Origin of the sequence: Enterococcus sp. C76 (genome assembly GCF_040886985.1) — a bacterium.
Lineage (GTDB): Bacteria > Bacillota > Bacilli > Lactobacillales > Enterococcaceae > Enterococcus_B > Enterococcus_B lactis.
On record NZ_JBFOEY010000023.1, the window covers coordinates 1 to 2,313 of the forward strand.

Sequence of the window (2,313 nt, forward strand, 5' to 3'; positions counted from 1 at the left end):
AGTGGTGCGGGTTAGAGTGGCCATAACGCAGGGGTAGTATCCCACCAGCGCCTCCATCGAAACTAGCGTTCCGATTTCTACGGCTCCTACCTATCCTGTACATGCGGTACAGACACTCAATATCAAACTACAGTAAAGCTCCATGGGGTCTTTCCGTCCTGTCGCGGGTAACCTGCATCTTCACAGGTACTAAAATTTCACCGAGTCTCTCGTTGAGACAGTGCCCAAATCGTTACGCCTTTCGTGCGGGTCGGAACTTACCCGACAAGGAATTTCGCTACCTTAGGACCGTTATAGTTACGGCCGCCGTTTACTGGGGCTTCAATTCGTACCTTCGCTTGCGCTAAGCACTCCTCTTAACCTTCCAGCACCGGGCAGGCGTCAGCCCCTATACTTCATCTTACGATTTTGCAGAGACCTGTGTTTTTGATAAACAGTCGCTTGGGCCTATTCACTGCGGCTGATCGTATGATCAGCACCCCTTCTCCCGAAGTTACGGGGTCATTTTGCCGAGTTCCTTAACGAGAGTTCTCTCGCTCACCTTAGGATTCTCTCCTCGACTACCTGTGTCGGTTTGCGGTACGGGCCGCTGTTTTCTCACTAGAAGCTTTTCTCGGCAGTGTGACATCAGGAACTTCGGTACTATTATTTCCCTCCCCATCACAGCTTGTCCTTAAGAAAAGAAGCATTTGACTCCTCTTCAGACTTACTGCTTGGACAGACATTTCCGATCGTCTGCATTCCTTAGCCTCCTGCGTCCCTCCATTGCTCAAACAAAAACAACGGGTACAGGAATATCAACCTGTTATCCATCGCCTACGCCTATCGGCCTCGGCTTAGGTCCCGACTAACCCTGGGCGGACGAGCCTTCCCCAGGAAACCTTAGTCATTCGGTGGACAGGATTCTCACCTGTCTTTCGCTACTCATACCGGCATTCTCACTTCTAAGCGCTCCAGCAGTCCTCACGATCTGCCTTCGACGCCCTTAGAACGCTCTCCTACCAATACACCTAAAGGTGTACTCCACAGCTTCGGTAATATGTTTAGCCCCGGTACATTTTCGGCGCAGGGTCACTCGACTAGTGAGCTATTACGCACTCTTTAAATGGTGGCTGCTTCTAAGCCAACATCCTAGTTGTCTGTGCAACCCCACATCCTTTTCCACTTAACATATATTTTGGGACCTTAGCTGGTGGTCTGGGCTGTTTCCCTTTCGACTATGGATCTTATCACTCACAGTCTGACTCCCGGATATGAATGAATGGCATTCGGAGTTTATCTGAATTCGGTAACCCGAGATGGGCCCCTAGTCCAAACAGTGCTCTACCTCCATCATTCTCAATTCCGAGGCTAGCCCTAAAGCTATTTCGGAGAGAACCAGCTATCTCCAAGTTCGTTTGGAATTTCTCCGCTACCCACACCTCATCCCCGCACTTTTCAACGTACGTGGGTTCGGTCCTCCAGTGCGTTTTACCGCACCTTCAACCTGGACATGGGTAGATCACATGGTTTCGGGTCTACGACTACATACTCAAACGCCCTATTCAGACTCGCTTTCGCTGCGGCTCCGTCTCTTCAACTTAACCTCGCATGCAATCGTAACTCGCCGGTTCATTCTACAAAAGGCACGCCATCACCCATTAACGGGCTTTGACTTGTTGTAGGCACACGGTTTCAGGTTCTATTTCACTCCCCTTCCGGGGTGCTTTTCACCTTTCCCTCACGGTACTGGTTCACTATCGGTCACTAGGGAGTATTTAGCCTTGGGAGATGGTCCTCCCGGATTCCGACGGAATTTCTCGTGTTCCGCCGTACTCAGGATCCTCCTAGGTGTCTTCCACATTTCGTCTACGGGGTTTTTACCCTCTTTGACTGACTTTTCCAAGTCATTCGACTATCTGAAAGAACGACCATATTGGAGTCCTACAACCCCAACAAGCAAGCTTGTTGGTTTGGGCTTTTCCCGTTTCGCTCGCCGCTACTCAGGGAATCGAATTTTCTTTCTCTTCCTGCAGGTACTTAGATGTTTCAGTTCTCTGCGTCTACCTCGAATGTGCTATGTATTCACACAATCGTAACATCCTATTAAAGATGCTGGGTTCCCCCATTCGGAAATCTCTGGATCATAGCTTACGTACAGCTCCCCAAAGCATATCGGTGTTAGTCCCGTCCTTCATCGGCTCCTAGTGCCAAGGCATCCACCGTGCGCCCTTATTCACTTAACCTTATCAACCTTACGGTTGGGTTTTGATCCTTCTTCTAGCGATAGAAGTTAGATCAAGAAAATAAGCAATTGAACTTATTAAAAAACTC

Annotated in this window: 1 rRNA gene; it reads right to left on the reverse strand. The window is 49.4% G+C overall.

Features of this window, described 5'->3' with window-relative positions:
• Nucleotides 1-2,225: ribosomal RNA gene (locus AB3I00_RS14450) — 23S ribosomal RNA — on the reverse strand; the annotation flags it as partial.
• Between the last annotated feature and the right edge of the window lie 88 nt (nucleotides 2,226-2,313).